This window comes from Streptomyces sp. NPDC006997 (genome assembly GCF_040635175.1).
Classification (GTDB): domain Bacteria; phylum Actinomycetota; class Actinomycetes; order Streptomycetales; family Streptomycetaceae; genus Streptomyces.
This window is the reverse complement of record NZ_JBEYHH010000095.1, coordinates 1-1,856: the sequence shown is the minus strand read 5'-3', so window position 1 is coordinate 1,856 and position 1,856 is coordinate 1. Positions and strand designations below refer to the sequence as shown.

The window sequence follows — 1,856 nt, the reverse complement described above, 5'->3', positions numbered from 1 at the left end:
AACTCTCACCCCCGGCCTGACCGACACGGCACGGACCGCACCGGCGAAGGCATTCGTGACCCTGCACAGCACCCTGAAGTCCCCCCGGTGTGCGGGAGGTGCTGATCAGCTGGCCAGAGCGGGCTGACGGAATCTCAGGTTCGTTCGTTCGGTCGTTGCCTGGTCGGCGTCGTACCTCTCCCCGAACCCGACAGGGCTGAGGTAGCCAAGCCGTTTCCGGATACGACGGGAGCTGCAGAAGCCGTCGATGCACCCGAAGAGCGCGAGGTTGACCTCGGCGCGCGTGGTGAAGACGCGGCTGCAGATGCATTCAGTGTGGACGAGTATCCAGACACTCTCGGCGAGGACGCTGTCGTACCAGCCGCCGACCGAACCCATGAATGCCCGAACCCCCGCCCACAGCAGACGAGTTAACAGCCCCACGGACGTGTACGGACAGCCGTGATCAGCATGATGGATCAGCTGACCCGGCTCGACCTCGCGGGAGACGAACGCGTACTTAAACGTACTGAGGACCAGACCGGCGTCCGCGTAGGCGGAACTCCCCCACGCGACCACCCTGCGGGAGAACACATCGCGGACCACGGAAAGCCACAACCGACCCACGCCGGTCACGACCACGGCGAGGCCACCCACCCACAGCCGGTTCGGCGCGGGCGCGGTGAAGTCGCGCTCCACCAGGTCCGAAGCCAGGATGGCCTTGGGGTCGCACCGCGTGAAACCGCCCCCGCGCAGGCTGATCCCGGCGATACCGGCCTGCCGCATCAGACATACGACCCGTTCGCGGCCCACGTGGACGCCCTCACGCTTGAGGACGGCCTGCACCGCGCGGGGAGCCGCAGACACCGCCGGACTCGGCGTGGATCTCCTCGACCTGCTCGGCGAGCTCAGCCTCACGGCGGATACGCTCACCCGGCTCCCTCTGCGCGCAGCGCCACCCGCAGCACACACAACAGGCGATGCGCAGTTCCCCGAGCACAGGCCCGACCCCCAGATACGGGCACCCGACGAAGAGCCCTGTCACCCGGGCCAGGTCGCGTCGAGCCAGACCGCAAAAAACCGAAGCCGTCCACACCACCCCGTCGGCCCGCTTGAGCCGGGCGTTCTCTGGCTACGGCGCCCTCACCCCGCCCCGCCAAGACGACTCCAGCGGGCCCCAGCTTGCGAAGCCGGCTCCGAGGCGTCCTTCCGTCAACTCCGCCCGCGACCGGCCCGCAGGACCAAGCGAGCCCGCTTCAAGCCGCCTTCGTGAGCGACGATCTCCACGGACCGGAGCCGACTCAAGACGCCTCGGCGGCCCCACATAGCGCCGCCGTAGCCAGCACTCTCCATACGCAACACAGTAAGCCCGGCCCGCTCGCCGATGGCCAGCCTGACAACCCACTCGCCGACACCGACCCCAGCCTCGCAGATCCAGCCACGCAGAACCTCCGGACCCACACCGAGACCGACCCCCAGCCCCTCGACCTGCCACTTCGGATCGACAGTCCAAAACATCCCCACCGCACGCTCACGCAACCCCAGCAAATACCTCCTGAGCGAACACTTCCCTGGGAACAGCCACAGCCGATACCCCCCTCACGAGCCCCACCTGACCCCCAGCCACCACACCCCACACCCCACACCCCGCACCCCGGGAGAACCCCAACCGAACACGTCCACCCCAAACAGCAGCCAAGTCAATGACCAAACTCAGACGCGGGGACGCCCATGCGGAACAGACAGCGACGCCGAGCCGGAACTGACCAAAGCGGAAACCCTCGGACGGTCCGCGAGCCGGGGCAACAACAACTCCCAAAACCGCGTGACATTCTGCCGCGACAACCAAGAAGCATCCGCACCCCCCAACACCTCCA

Annotated in this window: 1 protein-coding gene; it reads right to left on the bottom strand. The window is 67.4% G+C overall.

Annotated features, from left to right (window positions below):
* Window positions 1-105: 105 nt before the first annotated feature.
* The gene (locus ABZ659_RS35785) at window positions 106-912 is read right to left on the bottom strand and encodes a DDE-type integrase/transposase/recombinase (protein ID WP_360229177.1); all 807 of its coding nucleotides are present in this window, start codon (window positions 910-912) and stop codon (window positions 106-108) included.
* Window positions 913-1,856: the final 944 nt, after the last annotated feature.